Source organism: Thermosynechococcus sp. QS41 (genome assembly GCF_031583515.1).
In the GTDB taxonomy this organism is placed as follows: Bacteria; Cyanobacteriota; Cyanobacteriia; order Thermosynechococcales; family Thermosynechococcaceae; genus Thermosynechococcus.
Genome location: NZ_CP134181.1, coordinates 2,422,850 through 2,442,688 on the forward strand (window position 1 = coordinate 2,422,850; position 19,839 = coordinate 2,442,688).

At 53.6% G+C, this 19,839-nt stretch carries 18 protein-coding genes; 13 read left to right on the forward strand and 5 right to left on the reverse strand.

Annotated features, from left to right (window positions below; all coding sequences use genetic code 11):
• Window position 1 precedes the first annotated feature (1 nt).
• The 5 genes from RHJ80_RS11885 to RHJ80_RS11905 all read left to right on the forward strand — a co-directional run bounded on the left by RHJ80_RS11885 (window position 2) and on the right by RHJ80_RS11905 (window position 5,627).
• Window positions 2-1,537 (forward strand): hypothetical protein, encoded by a 1,536-nt coding sequence (locus RHJ80_RS11885; RefSeq protein WP_310801068.1) that lies wholly within the window; start codon window positions 2-4, stop codon window positions 1,535-1,537.
• A gap of 1 nt (window position 1,538) precedes the next feature.
• The gene (locus RHJ80_RS11890; RefSeq protein ID WP_310801069.1) at window positions 1,539-1,832 is read left to right on the forward strand and encodes a DUF2103 domain-containing protein; all 294 of its coding nucleotides are present in this window, start codon (window positions 1,539-1,541) and stop codon (window positions 1,830-1,832) included.
• A 3-nt stretch (window positions 1,833-1,835) separates the two neighbouring features.
• Complete coding sequence (locus RHJ80_RS11895) at window positions 1,836-2,843, forward strand: ABC transporter permease (protein ID WP_310801070.1); 1,008 nt, start codon at window positions 1,836-1,838, stop codon at window positions 2,841-2,843.
• A 132-nt stretch (window positions 2,844-2,975) separates the two neighbouring features.
• The gene (locus RHJ80_RS11900) at window positions 2,976-3,338 is read left to right on the forward strand and encodes a single-stranded DNA-binding protein (protein ID WP_310801071.1); all 363 of its coding nucleotides are present in this window, start codon (window positions 2,976-2,978) and stop codon (window positions 3,336-3,338) included.
• Between the two features lie 54 nt (window positions 3,339-3,392).
• Entirely contained in the window at window positions 3,393-5,627 is a 2,235-nt protein-coding gene (locus tag RHJ80_RS11905; RefSeq protein WP_310801072.1) for a transglycosylase domain-containing protein, read from the forward strand.
• On the opposite strand, the gene RHJ80_RS11910 is transcribed toward RHJ80_RS11905, so the two are convergent.
• Complete coding sequence (locus tag RHJ80_RS11910) at window positions 5,624-6,694, reverse strand: ABC transporter ATP-binding protein (protein WP_206200349.1); 1,071 nt, start codon at window positions 6,692-6,694, stop codon at window positions 5,624-5,626. The genes RHJ80_RS11905 and RHJ80_RS11910 overlap by 4 nt on opposite strands.
• Window positions 6,695-6,961: 267 nt before the next feature.
• Window positions 6,962-7,429 (reverse strand): DUF4079 domain-containing protein, encoded by a 468-nt coding sequence (locus tag RHJ80_RS11915; protein WP_206200350.1) that lies wholly within the window; start codon window positions 7,427-7,429, stop codon window positions 6,962-6,964.
• Window positions 7,430-7,680: 251 nt separating this feature from the next.
• Between RHJ80_RS11915 and RHJ80_RS11920 the strand changes: the two genes are divergently transcribed.
• Complete coding sequence (locus RHJ80_RS11920; RefSeq protein WP_310801073.1) at window positions 7,681-8,616, forward strand: DUF1517 domain-containing protein; 936 nt, start codon at window positions 7,681-7,683, stop codon at window positions 8,614-8,616.
• A 3-nt stretch (window positions 8,617-8,619) separates the two neighbouring features.
• Here RHJ80_RS11920 and RHJ80_RS11925 read toward each other — a convergent pair whose 3' ends face one another.
• The gene (locus tag RHJ80_RS11925; protein ID WP_310801074.1) at window positions 8,620-9,603 is read right to left on the reverse strand and encodes a glucokinase; all 984 of its coding nucleotides are present in this window, start codon (window positions 9,601-9,603) and stop codon (window positions 8,620-8,622) included.
• Between the two features lie 13 nt (window positions 9,604-9,616).
• A complete protein-coding gene (gene purC / locus RHJ80_RS11930) occupies window positions 9,617-10,348 on the reverse strand; it encodes a phosphoribosylaminoimidazolesuccinocarboxamide synthase (RefSeq protein WP_310801075.1) in 732 nt (243 codons plus the stop codon).
• Between the two features lie 140 nt (window positions 10,349-10,488).
• On the opposite strand from purC, the gene RHJ80_RS11935 reads away from it, so the two are divergent.
• Together RHJ80_RS11935 and RHJ80_RS11940 are read left to right on the forward strand one after the other, a co-directional pair.
• The gene (locus RHJ80_RS11935; RefSeq protein ID WP_310801076.1) at window positions 10,489-11,295 is read left to right on the forward strand and encodes a helix-turn-helix domain-containing protein; all 807 of its coding nucleotides are present in this window, start codon (window positions 10,489-10,491) and stop codon (window positions 11,293-11,295) included.
• A gap of 10 nt (window positions 11,296-11,305) precedes the next feature.
• On the forward strand, window positions 11,306-14,797 hold the full coding sequence (locus RHJ80_RS11940) for an AAA-like domain-containing protein (protein ID WP_310801077.1): 3,492 nt from the start codon (window positions 11,306-11,308) through the stop codon (window positions 14,795-14,797).
• Here the strand turns inward: RHJ80_RS11940 and RHJ80_RS11945 are convergent.
• Window positions 14,794-15,114, reverse strand: a complete 321-nt coding sequence (locus RHJ80_RS11945) for an MgPME-cyclase complex family protein (protein ID WP_011057339.1) — start codon at window positions 15,112-15,114, stop codon at window positions 14,794-14,796. The two genes, RHJ80_RS11940 and RHJ80_RS11945, sit on opposite strands and share 4 nt — an antisense overlap.
• A gap of 132 nt (window positions 15,115-15,246) precedes the next feature.
• On the opposite strand from RHJ80_RS11945, the gene RHJ80_RS11950 reads away from it, so the two are divergent.
• The 5 genes from RHJ80_RS11950 to RHJ80_RS11970 are packed head-to-tail and all read left to right on the forward strand — an operon-like array spanning window position 15,247 to window position 19,800.
• Entirely contained in the window at window positions 15,247-16,152 is a 906-nt protein-coding gene (locus RHJ80_RS11950; RefSeq protein WP_310801078.1) for an Rpn family recombination-promoting nuclease/putative transposase, read from the forward strand.
• A 3-nt stretch (window positions 16,153-16,155) separates the two neighbouring features.
• Window positions 16,156-17,061 (forward strand): Rpn family recombination-promoting nuclease/putative transposase, encoded by a 906-nt coding sequence (locus RHJ80_RS11955; RefSeq protein WP_310801079.1) that lies wholly within the window; start codon window positions 16,156-16,158, stop codon window positions 17,059-17,061.
• A 3-nt stretch (window positions 17,062-17,064) separates the two neighbouring features.
• Complete coding sequence (locus RHJ80_RS11960) at window positions 17,065-17,946, forward strand: Rpn family recombination-promoting nuclease/putative transposase (protein WP_310801080.1); 882 nt, start codon at window positions 17,065-17,067, stop codon at window positions 17,944-17,946.
• Between the two features lie 3 nt (window positions 17,947-17,949).
• A complete protein-coding gene (locus RHJ80_RS11965; RefSeq protein ID WP_310801081.1) occupies window positions 17,950-18,855 on the forward strand; it encodes an Rpn family recombination-promoting nuclease/putative transposase in 906 nt (301 codons plus the stop codon).
• Window positions 18,856-18,858: 3 nt separating this feature from the next.
• Window positions 18,859-19,800 carry an Rpn family recombination-promoting nuclease/putative transposase gene (locus RHJ80_RS11970; protein WP_310801082.1) on the forward strand — a complete coding sequence of 314 codons (942 nt, stop codon included), beginning with the start codon at window positions 18,859-18,861 and terminating at the stop codon, window positions 19,798-19,800.
• The last annotated feature ends 39 nt before the right edge of the window (window positions 19,801-19,839 follow it).

Genomic DNA, 19,839 nt, shown 5'->3' on the forward strand with positions numbered 1-19,839 from the left:
AATGCGTTCTCACTCCTTCCCTCAGCCCCTTGATCGCGCTGCTTTGAGTGTGTTCCTTGTGGCGCTGGTGCTGACCCTTTTGCTGTTGTGGGGGGGCGATCGCACCCAGGCCCAAGTGCGGGACTTTACGTGGCAAGACCGCGATGTGGGCGCCGACGATCGCGCCTTTATCCTCGCCTTTAATCGGCTGATGGATTGGTCATCGGTGGCGGCGCATCTCAAGATTGAGCCACCCCTTGAGGGCAAGGCCAGTTGGTCGGGTCGTCGTTTTGCCTACACGCTGACACAGCCGATTCCCTACGGTCAAACCTTCAAAGTCTCCCTCGAGGATGCCGTTTCTGTGCCCCAAGGGAAACCGATCAAACCCTTTCAGGGACAGTTTCGCAGTCGCGATCGCGTGCTGGTCTATCTTGGCTCCGGGGTCGAAGAGGGGCGCCTCATCCTCTATAACCTGACGCTGCAACGGAAGATATTCCTTACACCTGCCAATCTACGGGTATTTGACTTTCAGCCCTATCCTGCTGGCGATCGCATTCTCTTTAGTGCCGGTCAGCGCGGCGAGCAAATGGGCTTTGACCCTCAACTGTACACCGTGACTACCGGGCTATACTTCAATGCCCCCGATACGCCGCGGCGGCAACCTCGACCTGCCGGTGAAATTTCCCTGATCCTCGACAACAGCGAGTATCAAAACCTGCGCTTTCAGTTGGCCAATGATGGCAGCAAAATCGTGGTTCAGCGGGTAAATCGTCTCCAGCCTGCGGATAGCTCCCTGTGGCTCCTCGATGAAAATTTTCAGCCTCGGCGGCTCAACCAAGCGGCTGCCGGTGATTTTCGCATTGCCCCCGACAACCAGCATTTAATCATTGCCCAAGGGCAGGGGTTAGCGATTGTGCCCCTAGAAGCCGGCAATGGTGAGAGTGACTTTGACTTTTTGCCCCAGTATGGCATGGTGCTGGACTTTAGCCGCGATGGCCGGCAAGTGGCAGCGGTGAAGTTTAACCCCAATTTCTCGCGATCGCTCTATGTGGTGGACATCTTTGGCGAGCATAGGGAACTGCTAACCATCAATGGCTCAATCATTGCCGGCCAATTTGACCCCAAGGGGGAATTTCTCTATGCCATCCTCACCCGCATTGAAGGGGAAGGCTCTTACCGCGAAGTTCCCTATCTTGCCCTCTTTGATCTGAAAACCAAGGAACTGTTCAAGCTCAAAGATTTTGACCCGCAGCAGGAACTCTACCTCAGCTTGGCACCCGATGGCCGTACCTTGGCCATTGACGCTGTTGAGGGACGGGAAATGCCCGATGTGGTGGATAATAGCGATCTGTATAGCGAGACTGCCCCTGTCAACCCCAGTCCCAGTGATCTGGCAGAACTGCCCACTGACCCCCAAGCACCCCCCCCGCCACCGCGTCAACTTTCCCCCCAACAACATCAAATTTGGCTTTTCCCCCTAGAATTAAATCAAGATAAAATTGTCGTTGGGATGCCAGAACCTTTGGCACCCGGCTTGCACGCACGGTGGTTACCCTAACATGGCAGCAGGAACGGGTCGGGTCGTCCTCAATCACTCCACTCACATTGAAGGTCTCATTCCCGTCTTGGAAAAATTGGCCAAGGTGGCAGGCATTAGTACCCTCACGCCCGGTGTCATTGCTTCCGTCAAAGGGAAATCCCCCCATCTGCATCTACGGGTGTCGGTACCGATCAAGGGCGGATTTAAGCTGATTGCGCGGCGAGGCAAAACGGTGCAGGAGGTGTTTGTCATTACCCAACTGAGTGAAGCAGAACTCAAGGCTGCTATTGATGCCGTGCTGGCTTCCAAATGATCCATGCTCAAATCCATTGGCCAACGCTTTGAACCCCTTGGGAATGACACCAGCCGCCTTGTTCTCAAACGCTTGGGAGAAGCGATCATCACGCTGCTGTTGGCCTCGGCGTTGAGTTTTGCCATTATGCAGTTGGCACCGGGCAACTATCTGGACAATCTCAAGGCGGATCCCCAAATTTCTTTGGAACGCTTGCAGGAATTGGAGCGGCAATTTGGCCTTGATAAGTCGCCCGTGGAGCAATACTTGCACTGGCTGTGGCAGATGATTCGCTATGGCAACTTCGGTACCAGTTTTGTGTATCAGCGATCGGTGGCATCGCTATTGTGGGAGCGGGTACCCGCCACCCTCCTGTTGTCCGTAAGTTCCATTCTGCTCACCTGGGGATTAGCCATTCCCTTAGGTATTTGGGCAGCGGTGACGCAAGATCGTTGGAGCGATCGCCTGCTGCGGGTCATTAGCTACATTGGCCAAGGATTTCCCAGTTTTATTACGGCTCTGTTGCTCCTGTTTCTGGCGCAAAGTACGCCTTTGTTTCCCGTAGGGGGCATGACTAGTTTGTTTTACGACGACCTCCCTTGGTGGGGCAAAGTTCTGGATATTGGCTGGCACCTGATTTTACCGACTATCGCCCTCACCCTCACCAGTTTTGCGGGTTTACAACGGTTGATGCGGGGTAATTTACTAGATGTGCTGCGGCAAAACTACATTCAAACGGCACGAGCCAAGGGACTCCCAGAATCGCGGGTGATCTACATCCATGCCCTGCGCAATGCCGTGAACCCCCTCATTACCCTGTTGGGTTTTGAATTTGCCAGCCTCCTCAGTGGTGCTTTTATTGCCGAATTTTTCTTTAACTGGCCAGGTCTGGGGCGCTTAATTTTACAGGCGGTAACTGCCCAAGATATTTACGTGGTCATGGCCAGCCTGATGATGGGGGCAGTGATGCTGATTATTGGCAACCTCCTAGCGGATTTACTGCTCAAATGGGCTGACCCCCGCATTCGGTAACCCCGCAGAACCCAATTTTTACAAAAATCTATAGAGAGGCAACAGCTGAGCAAGGCGCTGGCTGGGCTTTGAGGCAGTAGCACCAATGGAACCATGTACAATGGGGCAAAGAGCAATCTGAGGCAGTTGGCCATGAGTCTAAACGTGGTTCATTTGGTGGGTCGTGTTGGTGGTGATCCCGACGTTCGCTATTTTGAGTCGGGGAGTGTGAAGTGTCGGCTGACATTGGCCGTGAATCGCCCCACCAAGGACGATCAACCCGATTGGTTTAACTTGGAAATTTGGGGAAAAACCGCTCAGGTGGCTGCTGATTATGTGCGCAAAGGAACGCTGTTGGGTATCAAGGGCAGTCTCAAGTTCGATCGCTGGCAAGACCGCAACACGGGGGCCGAGCGCTCCTCGCCGGTCATTTTAGTTGACCGAATGGATATTCTCAGTTCCAAGCGGGATACGGATCCCAGTGCTGTGCCAGCGGGCTATGTGCCAGAAATGTAGGGATACAATTAGGTTGTCAGTGCGTCCAATATCATTGTCCCTATAGCTGCTGCCATGCCCAATCCTGCCCGCGATCTTTGGCAGTCCATGACTCAAACCGTCACCCAAGCGGTACAGACGGTACACTCTCGCTTTGATTGGCAACAGGTCTCCCTGCGGGAAAATGCCCGCACGCCCGAACTATGGGTGGAGTTCAAAGGTCAACGCCAAGTCTTTCCCTTGGTGGGCGATCGCTACATTCTTGGCCGCAGTCAGAGCCGCGCCGATATTATTGTCGATGCCGAAATTGTCAGTGGCACCCATGCCCGCCTCAAACGCCTCACCCCCACAGGGGTCTTTCAAATTCAGGATTTGGACTCCACCAATGGCCTCTATCGCCAACGCAAGCGACTGCAAACGGCTGAGCTACACCATGGCGATGTGATCACCCTTGGACCACCGGAGGTGAAAGGCGCCGTTACCCTCCGCTTCCACAATCCGCCCCCGCTATGGGTTGCGGTTCTCACCTACAGCATTTGGGGAATTATGGGCATCAGCGCCCTTGGGATTGGCTTGCTGAGTGTGGAAGCCAACAAAGTGGCGGTGCGTCCCCTGCCACCCCTTGAGCAAGGCCCGATTATTCTCCTTGATCGCCAAGGGGAACTGATTAATCCAGTCGAAGATCGCCCCCACCGCGAACTGCAACGGCTCAATGAGTTTTCCCCTTACTTAGTCCATGGGGTCTTGGCCTCTGAGGATGCTCGCTACTACTGGCACTTTGGTGTTGATCCTCTGGGCATGGCGCGAGCAGTAGTTACCAACCTATTAACCCGCCAAACACGCGAAGGAGCAAGTACCCTCTCCCAACAACTGGCGCGCACCCTCTTTCGTTCCCATGTGGGGATGGATGAGAGCCTCGGCCGCAAGTGGCGCGAAATGGCGGTTGCCCTCAAGTTGGAATTTTTCTACAGCAAAGATGAGTTGCTCTTGGCCTACCTCAACCGTGTCTATCTGGGTATGGGCAATCGTGGCTTTGAGGATGCGGCGCAATTCTACTTTGATAAGCCTGCCAAAGACTTGACACTCAATGAGGCCGCCACCCTAGTGGGGATTCTGCCGGCACCGAACCGCTTTAACCCGGTGCGCGACTACGATGCGGCGGTGGATTATCGCAATCGGGTCATTTTGCGCATGGTGCAGCAGGGCTACATCAGCAAAGAAGAGGGCGATCGCGCCCGTCGCTCCCGCATTGAAATTAGCCCAAAGGCACGAGAATTGCTCACTGCCCAACGTTTTCCCTACTACATCGACCATGTCTATCAGGAACTGGCTCAACTCCTTGGCGATGAACTCGCCCAAGAGGGCAACCTGATTGTGGAGACAGGCCTAGACCCCCGCTGGCAAGAACTGGCCGAAACCAGTCTGCGCAATTTTATCACCAGCACTGGCAGCGCCTATGGGGTTCATCAGGGGGGACTGATTACCCTGCGGCCGAGGGATGGTCTGATTCTTGCCCTCGTGGGTGGCGTGGATTACCAAAAAAGCCAGTTTAACCGTGCCACCCTTGCCCTGCGTCAACCGGGCTCCACATTCAAGGTGTTTGTCTATACCGAAGCCCTCCTGCAAGGCCATAGGGCTGGTGAAACCTTTTCCTGCGCGCCCGTCTTCTGGCAGGGGCAACAGTTCGAGGGCTGCCGTGGGGGGGGTGGTGCCATGGATTTAGCCACCGCCTTAGCCCTTTCGGAAAATCCGATTGCTTTACGTCTTGCCCAAGCCGTTGGTTTAGAAGCCACGATTCGATTGGCCAGAGCAATGGGGATTACGACGCCTCTGCAAGCGGTGCCCGGCCTTGTTCTCGGTCAAAGTGAGACGACCCTCCTTGAAATGAGTGGTGCCTTTGCTGTGTTGGCCAATGAGGGAGAACGGATTCCGCCCCATGCCATTCTCTCGGTGCGCGATGGCGGTGATTGTAAAAGTACAAACGACTGGCAGACCTGTCGCCTGATCTATGCCGCGAGTGATGAAAGGCCTCAACGGGTGCTCGATCCAGCGATCGCCAATGAAATGACGCATTTGCTGACAGCTGTTGTCAGCCGGGGAACGGGTCGTGCCGCTGCCATTGGTCGTCCAGTCGCTGGCAAAACCGGCACTACCAATGATGGTCGCGATCTTTGGTTTATTGGCTATGTGCCCACTGCCGATGTTCTCACCGGAATTTGGCTGGGCAATGATGATAATAGTCCCAGCCAAGGCAGTAGTGGGTTGGCTGCTGCTCTTTGGGGCGAATATATGGGGCGTGCCCTAAATTAGAGTTCCTTGGGAAAGAAACGCACCGCTTGCGCGGCCACTTTCACAGGGGTACCAACGGGTAAATTCACAGCAAGGGGCTGGCGGGCATGGAAATCTTGACCGGAGGGCAGTTGAATGCAGTAGCGATACTCGCGACCAAGGAACTGGCGATCGCGAATCACAAAGCAGCTGGTTGCCGCAGTGTCTGGCTGCAATTGCACATCCTCTTCCCGAATCATCACCTCCCCTTCCCTCTTGGGGAGTGCTTCCGGCAGGGGAAACACGCCAACATCCGTGAGCACTTGAGAACCTTCAGCACAGGCGGGCAAAAAGTTGGCTTGGCTAATAAACCCAGCCACAAATCGCGAGGCCGGGCAGCAATAAATCTCCTCCGGTGTGCCCACCTGTTCAATTTTTCCTTTGCCCATAACGGCTAAGCGATCCGACAGACTCAGGGCTTCCTCCTGATCATGGGTCACAAAAATTGCCGTTGTCCCTGTGCCCTTGAGAATTCGGCGTAACTCTTCCCGCAGTTGCAGCCGCACTTGGGCATCCAGATTACTCAGGGGTTCATCCAGAAGAATCACCGCTGGTTGGGGGGCGATCGCCCGCGCCAAGGCAACTCGTTGCTGTTGGCCACCCGACAATTCATGGGGATAGCGCTTTTTCAGATCCGCCAGCTGCACTAGAGCCAAAACTGCTGCCACCCGCTCCTGAATTTGCTGCTTGCTCAGGCCTTGTTGTTGCAAACCAAAGGCAATATTCTCCGCCACCGTCAAATGGGGAAACAGGGCAAAGTCCTGAAAGACCATGCCCAAAGACCGTTGCTCAGGGGGCACAAAGACATTGGCCGCGGCCACACAGCGATCGCCTACCCTAATTTCCCCGGCATCGGGCGTGTCCAGACCCGCAATTAAGCGCAGTAAGGTTGTCTTGCCACAGCCTGAGGGTCCTAATAGACCCAGAATTTCCCCCTCCTGAACCCAGAGGCTGACATCGCGAATCGCAGCAAAGCGGCCAAAGGATTTATGTAAGTGCTCAACTTGGACGGCTGTTTGAAGCGTTGGCATTAGGGGAAGTGTGGTCATGATCACCCAGAAAGCGAACTGTCTGCAATCAGTAAAGCGAAGGAGCACCCACTGCATTAGGAATTATTTGCAGTACAGCCCTTTTCTAAAATATCGAGTACGTCAGGTAAGTGAAATGCTCACCCACACGTGCTTTCGCAGTGCTAAGCATATTCATCCCTGTGAAAAGGGCTGTAACTAGTGCTCCTCATATTCTGGCACAAAAGTCCTCGCTTGTTGCAGAGATTTTGCAATTGCTATGCTCGCTGCCTAGGTTGCCATCCGCATCTAACTAGCATTGAGAATGCGTTGCACAATTTGCAGACCCGTCACCGCCTGCCAACCAAAGAGGATCACCAGAAACAGGTTGAGGGTCATGTGCAGGGCTCGAGCCGTCTCACTGCCCTTTTGCATAAAGGGAACTAAGCTAGCGGAAAGGGCAATCAGAGCCGTCATGGTCAGACCCACAATCAAGTGGGGCCCGACAAAGAGCTTGCCATTATTGATATAGGTCACAGCCATACCGCCAATCGTGCCCATCACCATTAGGGCGAGTAAGATGGCGCCAACTTGGTGGTGTTTGACGTTCACCTTGGCTTGGATCAGCGCTTTCTTTTCCTCGCCACTGAGGGAGCGCAGGCGACGGGTTTGAATCCCTAAATACATGGCATAAAGTGTGAGCGCAAAAAGAATCCACATCAGCACCGGGTGGGCAAAGGTAATCACCGGCTTAAGAGGCTCAGGAATTTCAATCATTGTTTTCGTGAACAGAACTCGGCAGGCAAAGCATTCATCGAAAGTTTGCTTTTCATATCGTAATACAGCCCTTTTCTAAAATATGGCCTACACCAAGGGGGCGCGAGGCTTCCGTAATTTTGACTGCTGCCAGCGTGTTCCATCCCCGCGAAAAGGGCTGTAGGGTTTACCCATCTGTTCTAAAGATGACAAAACGTTAGACTGAGAGCAGGACCTCTCCTTCGGTGTGTCAATCCTTGGGAACACGATTTATGATGAAAACTTTTTGGCAACGTCTCAAATCTGTCACCGCCATTGTGGCAGTGGGGGTATTGATTGCCCATCTTGTCCTTGATAGTGGTGCCGCATGGGCCGCCCGCAGTGGTGGACGGGTTGGGGGTGGCTCCTTTAGTCGTCCGGCGCCCACCCGTTCCTACGGTGCCCCCCGCAGTGATTACGGCGGCTATGCTCAGCCCGTTCCAGTCTATGGCGGTGGTTTTGGCTTTCCCTTCCTGATTCCCTTCTTTGGTTTTGGCGGTGGCTTTGGCGGCCTATTCACGATCATTATGATTGGTGTGCTGGCCAATATCTTGATCTCCACCTTCCGCAACTTCCGCAATAGCAGTGATGAGTCAGAGATATACCAAGAGAATCCTGTTGTCTCGCTACATACGCTGCAGGTGGGACTCCTCGCCCAAGCTCGCGAACTCCAAGAGGAACTCAATCAACTAGCCCTCACTGCCGATACCGCAACGCCCGAAGGTCTCACCAAAGTGCTGCAAGAGGCAACGCTTGCTCTGCTGCGCCATCCCCAATACTGGGTCTATGCCCATGCCAGTAGCCAAGAAACCAAGCTGTTGCAAGCGGAAACGGCCTTTAACCAACTGGCGCTTGCGGAGCGCAGTAAGCTGAGCGCTGAAACCCTCTCCAATTACCGCCGTGAGATTAAGCAGATGGCGATCGCCCCTGTGGTGAGCAATGATGTGGGTGAATATATTGTTGTAACTTTGGTGGTGGCTGCCACGGGTCGCTTGAAACTGCCCGCAGTCAATAATGACCTAGAGCTACGGCAAGCGCTGCAACAGTTGGGAGGCATTGGTAGCGATCGCCTACTGGCGGTCGAATTGCTCTGGCAACCCCAAGCCATTGGTGACACCCTCACTGCCGATGAGTTGCTAATGGCCTATCCACAACTGAAGCACCTCTAACCCCTAGGCCCCCTGAGCGGCTAAATGTACCGCGCCCCGCAATCCCACCTCTGGATTCGTAATCACTGCAACGTACAACTGCTCCATCAGGGGGCGAAATCGTCCCTTACTCACAAACCCTTGGCGAAACGTGCCATCGGTCATTTTCGGCAGAATTTTGGGGGCAATCCCTCCGGCAATCAGCACCCCCCCCAAGGGCAAACTTTTCAGGGCAAGGTTGCCAGCCTCTGCCCCATAGGCATCCACAAACATCCGTAAGGCTTCTGCACACAGAGGATCCCCCTCAAGGCCGTATTGACTGATCACGGCGGCGCGATCCTCCACTTCTGCCATGGCTGCTGCAACCACTGCTGATTCGGGAGCAAAGTGGACACTCTTGAGATACTCGTAAATTGCCACTAGCCCCGCGCCAGAAACCACCCGTTCCACAGAAACTCGCTCGTAGGTTTGCCACAAATAGCGCAATAGACCCATTTCCTGTTCATTGCGGGGTGGAAAGTCGGTGTGGCCACCCTCTAGGGGCATCACTTGGTAGCGATCGCCCTGCCAAATCATCAGTGCTTCCCCCAAGCCAGTACCCGCTCCCAATAGGGCAATAGGCGCTTGGGGACGCCGCGGCCGCTCCTGAAGGACAACAAAATCCGTCGGCGGTAATACTAATGCACCATAGGCTACGGCTGCAAAATCATTCAGCAGCGTCACGCAAGGGATCTGCAATGCCGTTTCTAATGCGGCACCACTGACCCGCCAGCCCAAATTGGTGACCTGAGCCACTTGGTCAATCACAGGCCCCGGAATCCCCAGACAAGCCCGCTGTGGATGGGCAGGACTCTCCTTGAGGAACGTTTGCAAAAGAGTTGTCAAGTCAGAGAAATCGCGGCTGGCGTACTTCGTCCTGTGAAGCAAATGCCAATCACTGCCCACCACATCCCATAATTCGATGAGAGTTTTTGTGCCACCCACATCGGCGCCAAGTACAACGGTCATTGCCCACCCCTTGCTAACTCACGCTATGGGCTAACACTCGCTGCATCACGAGGGCGTAGGCATCCTCAATGGCGCCCAAATCTTGGCGAAAACGATCTTTATCGAGAATGCGCTTCTCAGGATCACTTTCATCCTGATTCCAGAGGCGGCAACTGTCGGGACTAATTTCATCCGCCAACAGAATCTCCCCTGTCGAACTGCGGCCAAACTCCAGCTTAAAGTCCACTAGGGTAATGCCACACTCCGCAAAAAAGCGACTGAGATGGGTATTGACGGCCAAGGCCATTTCCTTGATCGTTGCAACTTCCTCATCTGTAGCAATCTGCAATAGGCGCAGGCGATCGCCTGTAAGGAGCGGGTCACCAAGATCATCATTCTTGAGGTAAAACTCCACCAAGGGGGGATTGAGTTCTAATCCCAAGGGCAATCCCGTCTGCCGACAAAGGCTTCCCGCTGCCCGATTGCGCACCACCACCTCAAGGGGAATAATCTCTACTCGCCGAATGTGCATCTTGTTTGGCGCCACTTGGGCAATAAAATGGTTGGGGATGCCCTGAGCCGCCAGATACTGAAACAAATGGCTGGCGATCGCGCAGTTCATCACTCCCTTGTTTTGGATCGAGCCGCGCTTCTGAGCATTAAAGGCGGTGGCATCATCCTTGAACTCCGCCAGCAAGATGTCTGGATCCGCTGTGGCATAAATAATCTTTGCCTTGCCTTCGTACAAGGGAGAGAACTGAGTCATAAAAAGAGGTGCGTCTAAAAGCCAGATCTAGCCTAGCAAAGGCAGTCCCCCAATCCACAGCAGCTTGCTATAGGATAATCCCAATGGCTAAACCCCTCTTCGGCAAATTGGCATAGACTGACGGCAGGAGATAGATAGCGATGCCTCACTTCAGTAATCAACAGGCAGAAAAACTGGCAGAAATTGGTGCCTTCCTCCGCGAAAAGCGACGGGAAGTGGGTCTAAGTCTTGAGGAGTTGGCCGCCAAAACGTTGGTGCGCCAGTCAATCCTTGCAGCCATTGAAAATGCCAACCTTGAGGAGTTGCCCGAACCCGTCTATACCCAAGGATTTATTCGCCGTTTTGCCGATGCCCTTGGCCTTGATGGCAAAAGTATTGCCGCCAATTTTCCAACAGTGGCTGACCCTGTGGAGCGCCCCGATAAACCCAGTGTTCCCAGGGGCGATATAGGTTGGCAGTTGCGCCCAATTCACCTCTACCTGATGTACTTTGCCCTCGTGGCAGCAGCAGTGGCTGGGTTGGCCTATCTCTTTCGTCCTCAAGCCCAAAGCATCACCGATTTAGCCCCCGCACCGACCCCTACCGCGTCCCCCAGCCCCACACCCACCCCCACAGCAGCGGCAACACCGACGCCCAGCCCCACGACCCCTGAAACGGTTGAGGTCAAGTTGTCCCTCTCCGATGCCTCGTGGCTCGAGGTGGAAGCCGATGGTCGAGTTGTCTATGCCGGTATTTTGGAGTCGGGAACAGAGCGCAGTTGGCAAGCCAAGGAACGTTTAATTGTCCGCACGGGGAATGCTGGCGCTGTCAAGGTGAGTGTCAATAATGGTCCGTCCCAACCGATGGGGCAACTGGGAGAAGTGACAGAAAAAGAATTTCTTGCTAGTCAGGCCACTTCAGAGAGGGCAACCACGTCAACAGCACCGGAGCGTACCGTTTCCAACTAGGTCACCCTCAATGGATGCAGCAACCACCTATCAAGTGGGGGGCAGTTTACCGACCACATCGGCAGTCTATGTCCGACGGCAAGCGGATGCGGATCTGTTGGCTGCCCTGACCGCTGGTGAGTTTTGCTATATTCTCAATTCGCGGCAAATGGGCAAATCCAGCTTGCGGGTGCAAGTAACACAGCAATTGATCACAATGGGGTACCGCTGTGCTGCCCTCGACATTACCAAAATTGGCAGCCAAAATATTCAACCCGAGCAGTGGTATGCCAGCTTTGTGGGTGCCCTCATTCAGGGATTTCAGTTAACTGATGTGGTCTCCTTGCGCTCTTGGTGGCGCGATCGCCAGCTGGTGTCACCCATTCAGCGCCTCAGTGATTTCGTAGAAACAGTGCTGCTTGCCCACACCCGTGAACCCCTTGTCATTTTTATTGATGAAATTGATAGTTTGTTGAGTCTGCCCTTTTCCACCGATGATTTTTTTGCTTGGATCCGCGCTTGTTACAACCAACGGGCAGATTATCCCGAATATCAGCGCTTAACCTTTGCTCTCTTTGGCGTGGCCACCCCCGATCAACTGATTCAAGATAAGCAACGCACCCCCTTTAACATTGGTTGTGCCATTGATTTACAGGGATTTACCCTTGCGGAAGCCACCCCCCTACTCAAGGGCATTGCCCATCTTAGCGACAACCCCGATCAACTCTTGGCGGAAATTCTCAACTGGACGGGCGGCCAACCCTTCTTGACCCAAAAACTCTGTCGCCTGCTGCAACACCACGGGTCATTTATGCCGGCCTCAACCCTATCCCACCAGCTAGCGCAGTTTGTCCAAGAGCATATCCTTCAGGATTGGGAGCGGCAAGATGAACCCGAACACCTCAAGACCATTCGCAATCGCTTGCTGGCCGATGAACAGCGCATCGGTCGTCTCTTGGGTCTCTATCAGCGCGTTTTAGAAACGGGGGGTATTCCCCTTGATGGCAGTAGTGAGCAGCGAGCCCTCGCTCTAACGGGATTGGTGTGCCAGCGCCAAGGCAAATTGCAGGTGTTTAACCCCATCTATGCCCAAGTTTTTGATGCCCAGTGGGTTGAGCAACAGTTGGCACAACTGCGCCCCTACAGTGAGGAGTTCCAAGCATGGCTGCGCTCTGGGGGCAGTGATAGCTCCCGTCTCCTGCGGGGACAAGCCCTTGAGGAAGCGTTGATCTGGGCCAGTGGCAAAAGCCTCAGTGATCTGGATTATCAGTATCTTTCTGCCAGTCAGGAGGCCAACCAGAAAGCGATTCAAGACACGTTACTGCTCGAGCGCCAAGAAAAGGAGACGATCAGTGCTGCCAACCGCATTCTCGAGGCAGCTCGCCAAAAAGCCAGTCGTCTGACCCGCCGCGCCCTCATGGCTCTTGGTATTGTTTCTGTGATTTCTCTGGGGGTAGCGGCAATTTTGGCAAAAACCTATGCAGATCTACAAGCCTCCCAAGAAAGTCTAGCCCTTGAGCAAACCAGTAATGATCTTCTGGAACAGTTTCAAGCCCAAGAGTTACCCGCCCTTTTAGCAGGTATTGAGGCAGGACGCCACTTAAAACGACTGGTGGGCGATCGCCCCCTGAGTCAATACCCTACGACGCGCCCCCTCTTTGTGCTTAATTTTCTCCTCGATCACATTCAAGCCCGCAACCAATGGCAGAGTGACAATACCCCCCTGATGGCGGCCTTTTTGACGGCTGATGGTCAGCAGTTCAGCATTAGTGAAAGCGGCGTTGTCGAATTTTGGCGAGTGAACGGCGAGCGACTGAGTGCCCAGTCTTTGGAGATTGGCAATGTCAAACTGGCACGGATCAGCCCTAGGGGCGATCGCGTGGGTCTGCTCAATAATAAGGGCGAAATTTCCCTGTGGCGTGTCGAACCGCAAAAACTTATCTTTGAACGGCGTTTGCCTGCCTTACCGATCAATAACTTTCGCTTTAGTCCAGAGGGGCAGGAGTTGGCGGCCACCACAACTACAGGGGATATGCTGCGTTGGAGCCTTGAAGGGGAATTACTGGCCACTATTCCCACCCCTAGCCAGAGTATCAATAGCTTGAGTTATGCCATCAGGGGCGATCGCTTGGCCACTGCCGATGAAGAAGGCTGGATTCGGGTTTGGTCTCGTCAGGGGGAACTGCTCCAAGCATGGCAAGTCCAAGCCGATCTTCCCGTTCCCCAAACCAGTTTGACCTATCTCAGCAATGGCCAACTGGCGACGGTAGGCAAAGATGGCACCCTCCGCCTTTGGAACACCAAGGGGCAACAAATCAATCAATGGCGTGTCAGTGCAGCCCCAGTGTATTTTGTGGGTACGTCTCCTGTGGGCTATCGTCTATTGACCCTGAGCACAGATAACACGATGCGTCTGTGGCAGCCAACGGGTGAACTGATTGCTGAGTTGGGGAGTCATGAACGCCTGATCAATACCGTCAGCTTTAATCCAACGGGGTCAGTGCTCCTCAGTAGCGATCGCGGGGGGCAAATGACGCTGTGGTACCTCGATCATCACCGCACGGAACACTGGTTTGCCGATCAAGAGAGTATTTGGACAGTGGCCTTAGATCCCCAAGCAGCCACAGTAGTCACGGGGGGCAAAGATGGTCGCGTCAAGTACTGGCAACGGGATGGCACGCTCCTTGCCACAACCCCAGTTCTCGATCCTCAAGGCATCAACCAAGTGCTCTTTAGTCCCAGCGGCCAACGGGTGGCGATCGCCACCAAAGGGGGAAAATTAGTGATCTGGAACCTTGCGGATCGCTCCCAGCAAATCTGGCAACTGCCCATCGAGGCTACCCTCTACACCGTGTCCATGGATCCCCAACGACGGTACTTAGCCGCAGGCGATGAAAAAGGCACCATTTATCTTGTTGACCTCCAGCGGCCAGAGAACATTCAAAAGCGCAAAAGTGAAGGGGAAATTTGGAGCCTCAGCTTCCATCCGACACTCCCGCTGCTGGCGAGTACGGGGTCTGCGGGCACAATTGAGGTCTGGAATTTTGAGGGCGATCGCCTTGCCTATCGCCTGAACCCTGATGCAGGATGGCTGGCTAGCCTTGAATTTAGTGCCAACGGCCAATTCCTAGCGGCGGCTGGCGAAAGTGGCTCCGTCTATTTGTGGTCAATTCACGGCAAGAATGCCCCCAGCAACCCCCGTGTGTTTCGTGCTCACCAGCGCAGTATTGTCAGTCTCGGTCTTAGCCCCAATGGTGAAATGATTGCCACCGCCTCCCCCGATCGCAGTGTGCGGGTTTGGAACCAAAGAGGCCAGCTCATTACACTGATTGATCGTATTTCTGCCATTCCCTACAGCGTTGATGTGAGTGGCCAAGACGAACTTTATGTGGCGATTGGTACCGAGGATGACGAGGTCTTGATTAGCCCGCTGGCCACCCTAGGACAGTTATTAACCAGCGCCTGTGACTGGCTCAAGGACTACCGTCAACAAAATCCCGATGTTGCTCAAGCCTGTCCCTAAACGCTTGCAAGGGAAGCAAGGGGATTCGGAACCTCCTCGCTGGTGAATTGCCCCATCAGCACATACTCCAAGCGCAGCTTCAGCCACTGAATAAATTGCTGGTTGGTGGAGATAATGGCTGCGGCGGGCTGTGGACAACGCGCCTTCTGTTCAGCAAACTGGGGCTGCTCTAAAAACGCCGGCTCGGGCACCAGCCAAAAATCAATCTCTTTGCCTTGCTCCCGATAGTGACGCTGTCGCTCGCGAAACACTTCCTCAAGGGGTTCTTCCTCAGTCAAAAACTTTTTGCTTGCGAGAATGTAATAGTACGTCGCCATAGGGATCTATGCAAAACCACAACATATTCTATACAGTCCTCAGCTTAGCATAGGGGGAACCCCTGCCTCCATAACACTCTAGTTCTGAAGTTTTCTGAGGTTTCTGGTCGGAGCGATCGCTCTTCCTCGCCCATGCACCGCGACTCCCTCTTTTACCAACTGTTTGCCCAGTTACCCCAAACCCTCTTTGACCTTTTGGGCATAGACACCCCTCAGGGGTATCGTTTTGACTCAGTCGAGTTGAAGCAAACCGCCTTTCGCATTGATGGCGTCTTCGTGCCCCCTGACCCCTCGGGAATAGTCTATTTTTGTGAAGTGCAGTTTCAGCGGGACAACACCTTCTACGAACGATTCTTTGCTGAAATCTTTCTCTACTTGCGTCTGTATCGCCAGACCTTCTCTGATTGGCAAGCGGTGGTTATTTATCCCAATCGCCAAACAGAACAAGAGTGTTTTGAGCCGTATCAATTGTTAGTGAATAGCGATCGCCTGCGTCGGGTCTATTTGAATGAACTCGGTTCACTTGAGGCGCTGCCATTGAGCCTAGCCCTGATGCAGCTCACAGTGTTACCCGAAGCAGAAATGCCGACAGCAGCACGGTTGCTGGCAGAACGCACTCGCATAGAGGCGGTTCCAAGGCCAGAAGTCATAATGGAGTTAATCACAACCATTGTGCTCTACAAGTTCACCAAGCTGAGTCGCGAGGAGGTGCTGCGCATGCTGGGGTTTACCACTGAGGAACTAAAGCGGACGCGATTTTATCAAGAGGTTTATGCTGAGGCACGAGAGGAAGGGCGACAAGAGGGGCGACAAGAGGGGCGACAAGAGGGACGAGAAGAAGGACGGCAAGAAGGATTGCAGCAAGGAGAAGCAGCCGTTGTCCTGCGGCAGTTAAGGCGGCGGTTTGGTAGTGTGCCCAATGACCTTGAAAAACGCATTCGTCAGCTCTCTCCCGATCAAATCGAAGCGTTGGCAGAAGCACTTCTAGACTTCACTGACCGAGAGGAAGTGTTTGCGTGGCTAGAGCGCTCCCCCTAGCCCATGCACCGCGACTCCCTCTTTTACCAACTGTTTGCCCAGTTACCCCAAACCCTCTTTGACCTTTTGGGCATAGACACCCCTCAGGGGTATCGTTTTGACTCAGTCGAGTTGAAGCAAACCGCCTTTCGCATTGATGGCGTCTTCGTGCCCCCTGACCCCTCGGGAATAGTCTATTTTTGTGAAGTGCAGTTTCAGCGGGACAACACCTTCTACGAACGATTCTTTGCTGAAATCTTTCTCTACTTGCGTCTGTATCGTCAGACCTTCTCTGATTGGCAAGCGGTGGTTATTTATCCCAATCGCCAAGCAGAACAAGAGTGTTTTGAGCCGTATCAATTGTTAGTGAATAGCGATCGCCTGCGTCGGGTCTATTTGAATGAACTCGGTTCACTTGAGGCGCTGCCATTGAGCCTAGCCCTGATGCAGCTCACAGTGTTACCCGAAGCAGAAATGCCGACAGCAGCACGGTTGCTGGCAGAACGCACTCGCATAGAGGCGGTTCCAAGGCCAGAAGTCATAATGGAGTTAATCACAACCATTGTGCTCTACAAGTTCACCAAGCTGAGTCGCGAGGAGGTGCTGCGCATGCTGGGGTTTACCACTGAGGAACTAAAGCGGACGCGATTTTATCAAGAGGTTTATGCTGAGGCACGAGAGGAAGGGCGACAAGAGGGGCGACAAGAGGGGCGACAAGAGGGACGAGAAGAAGGACGGCAAGAAGGATTGCAGCAAGGAGAAGCAGCCGTTGTCCTGCGGCAGTTAAGGCGGCGGTTTGGTAGTGTGCCCAATGACCTTGAAAAACGCATTCGTCAGCTCTCTCCCGATCAAATCGAAGCGTTGGCAGAAGCACTTCTAGACTTCACTGACCTAGAGGAAGTGTTTGCGTGGCTAGAGCGCTCCCCCTAGCCTATGCGCCGTGACTCCCTTTTTTATCAACTCTTTGCCCAGTTACCCCAAACCCTCTTTGACCTTTTGGGCATAGACACCCCTCAGGGGTATCGTTTTGACTCAGTCGAGTTGAAGCAAACCGCCTTTCGCATTGATGGCGTCTTCGTGCCCCCTGACCCCTCGGGAATAGTCTATTTTTGTGAAGTGCAGTTTCAGCGGGACACTACCTTCTACGAACGATTCTTTGCGGAAATCTTTCTCTACTTGCGTCTGTATCGCCAAACCTTCTCTGATTGGCAAGCGGTGGTTATTTATCCCCATCGCCAAGCAGAACAAGAGTGTTTTGAGCCGTATCAATTGTTAGTGAATAGCGATCGCCTGCGTCGGGTCTATTTGAATGAACTCGGTTCACTTGAGGCGCTGCCATTGAGCCTAGCCCTGATGCAGCTCACCGTGTTACCCGAAGCAGAAATGCCGACAGCAGCACGGTTGCTGGCAGAACGCACTCGCATAGAGGCGGTTCCAAGGCCAGAAGTCATAATGGAGTTAATCACAACCATTGTGCTCTACAAGTTCACCAAGCTGAGTCGCGAGGAGGTGCTGCGCATGCTGGGGTTTACCACTGAGGAACTAAAGCGGACGCGATTTTATCAAGAAGTGTATGCTGAGGCACGAGAGGATGGATTACAGCAAGGATTACAGCAAGGACTACAGCAGGGACTACAGCAAGGAGAAGCAGCCGTTGTCCTGCGGCAATTAAGGCGGCGGTTTGGCAGTGTGCCCAATGACCTTGAAGAATGCATTCGTCAGCTCTCTCCCGATCAAATCGAAGCGTTGGCAGAAGCACTTCTAGACTTCGCTGACCTAGAGGAAGTGTTTGCGTGGCTAAATCGCTCTTCCTAGCCCATGCGCCGCGACTCCCTCTTTTACCAACTGTTTGCCCAGCTGCCCCAGACCCTCTTTGACCTTTTGGGCAGAAACATGCCTCAGGGGTATCGTTTTGACTCAGTCGAGTTGAAGCAAACCGCCTTTCGCATTGATGGCGTCTTCGTGCCCCCTGACCCCTCGGGAATAGTCTATTTTTGTGAAGTGCAGTTTCAGCGGGACAATACCTTCTACGAACGATTCTTTGCTGAAATCTTTCTCTACTTGCGTCTGTATCGCCAAACCTTCTCTGATTGGCAAGCGGTGGTTATTTATCCCCATCGCCAAGCTGAACAAGTGTCCTTTGAACCCTATGAGGTGTTGGTGAATAGTCATCACCTGCGTCGGGTCTATTTGAATGAACTCGGTTCACTTGAGGCGCTGCCATTGAGCCTAGCCCTGATGCAGCTCACAGTGTTACCCGAAGCAGAAATGCCGACAGCAGCACGGTTGCTGGCAGAGCGCACTCGCATAGAGGCGGTTCCAAGGCCAGAAGTCATAATGGAGTTAATCACAACCATTGTGCTCTACAAGTTCACCAAGCTGAGTCGCGAGGAGGTGCTGCGCATGCTGGGGTTTACCACTGAGGAACTAAAGCGGACGCGATTTTATCAAGAGGTTTATGCTGAGGCACGAGAGGAAGGGCGACAAGAGGGGCGACAAGAGGGGCGACAAGAGGGACGAGAAGAAGGACGGCAAGAAGGATTGCAGCAAGGAGAAGCAGCCGTTGTCCTGCGGCAGTTAAGGCGGCGGTTTGGTAGTGTGCCCAATGACCTTGAAAAACGCATTCGTCAGCTCTCTCCCGATCAAATCGAAGCGTTGGCAGAAGCACTTCTAGACTTCACTGACCGAGAGGAAGTGTTTGCGTGGCTAGAGCGCTCCCCCTAGCCCATGCACCGCGACTCCCTCTTTTACCAACTGTTTGCCCAGTTACCCCAAACCCTCTTTGACCTTTTGGGCATAGACACCCCTCAGGGGTATCGTTTTGACTCAGTCGAGTTGAAGCAAACCGCCTTTCGCATTGATGGCGTCTTCGTGCCCCCTGACCCCTCGGGAATAGTCTATTTTTGTGAAGTGCAGTTTCAGCGGGACAACACCTTCTACGAACGATTCTTTGCTGAAATCTTTCTCTACTTGCGTCTGTATCGTCAGACCTTCTCTGATTGGCAAGCGGTGGTTATTTATCCCAATCGCCAAGCAGAACAAGAGTGTTTTGAGCCGTATCAATTGTTAGTGAATAGCGATCGCCTGCGTCGGGTCTATTTGAATGAACTCGGTTCACTTGAGGCGCTGCCATTGAGCCTAGCCCTGATGCAGCTCACAGTGTTACCCGAAGCAGAAATGCCGACAGCAGCACGGTTGCTGGCAGAACGCACTCGCATAGAGGCGGTTCCAAGGCCAGAAGTCATAATGGAGTTAATCACAACCATTGTGCTCTACAAGTTCACCAAGCTGAGTCGCGAGGAGGTGCTGCGCATGCTGGGGTTTACCACTGAGGAACTAAAGCGGACGCGATTTTATCAAGAAGTGTATGCTGAGGCACGAGAGGATGGATTACAGCAAGGATTACAGCAAGGACTACAGCAGGGACTGCAACAAGGATTGCAACAAGGACTACAGCAAGGATTGCAACAAGGACTACAGCAAGGACTACAGCAAGGAGAAGCAGCCGTTGTCCTGCGGCAATTAAGGCGGCGGTTTGGCAGTGTGCCCAATGACCTTGAAGAATGCATTCGTCAGCTCTCTCCCGATCAAATCGAAGCGTTGGCAGAAGCACTTCTAGACTTCACTGACCTAGAGGCAGTGTCTGATTGGCTCGATCGCTCCGCCTAAGAATACTGCCTCGCGTGTTGATCTATTTGGGTTGACATG